Annotated in this window: 1 protein-coding gene; it reads left to right on the forward strand. The window is 59.5% G+C overall.

The window, feature by feature from the left end; translation table 11 throughout:
* Positions 1–776, forward strand: a 776-nt coding sequence (locus A3754_RS03550) for an alpha/beta fold hydrolase (protein ID WP_063518866.1), incomplete at its 5' end; no start/stop codon positions are given.
* Positions 777–815: the final 39 nt, after the last annotated feature.

An 815-nucleotide genomic window follows, 5' to 3' on the forward strand; every position in this document is an offset into this window, starting at 1 on the left:
CGTTGCATGGCTGGCTGGATAACGCGGCTTCATTTTCGCCTCTATCAGCTTATCTGAAACGACCTTTGTTGGCGCTGGATGTGTCCGGCCATGGCCATTCCGATCATCGACCTGATGGCGTGGTCACGCATCTGGTGGACCACGTTCGTGATGTGCTGGCTGTTGTGGATCAGCTGGGGTGGAAGCGGTTCACCCTGATGGGGCATTCCATGGGGGCAGGTATTGCCTGCCTGTTCGCGGCGGCCTGCCCGGAGCGGGTATCCCGGTTGGTGTTGATCGAAGGGCTGGGCCCGCCCAGCACCGACGGCAAGGACGTGGCAACAAACTTGCGTAAAGCGCTGGATGATTCCTCCTCGCTGGCAGGCAAACGCAAACCGGTCTACGCCCGGGTCGAGGATGCTATCGAAGCCCGTACCAAGGGCTTTGGCGGGTTGAATCATGCGTCGTCCGGGCTGTTGAGCGAGCGCGGCTTGATGCCGGTGGAAGGGGGGTGGACCTGGCGGGCAGACAGCCGTTTGCGGCTCACCTCCTTTCTGCGCCTGACCGAAGAGCAGGTAGAGGGCTTTATTCGAGCCATCAAGGCTCCCACCTGCCTGATTATTGGTGAGCAGGGCATGGGCGGAAATGGCATGTTCGATCACCGGTTGGGCTGGCTGGAAGGGGCCTCAATTGTACGGCTGCCAGGGCGCCACCATTTGCACATGGAGGAGCCGGAGAAGGTGGCTGCCAGTATTAATGATTTTCTTTGCGCAACGGACGCAGCGGTTGAGGACTGACCAAAACCATCAGGGTAGGCATTGATCCGGTTTTAATAG

The sequence above is a fragment of the Alcanivorax sp. HI0083 genome, from assembly GCF_001635175.1.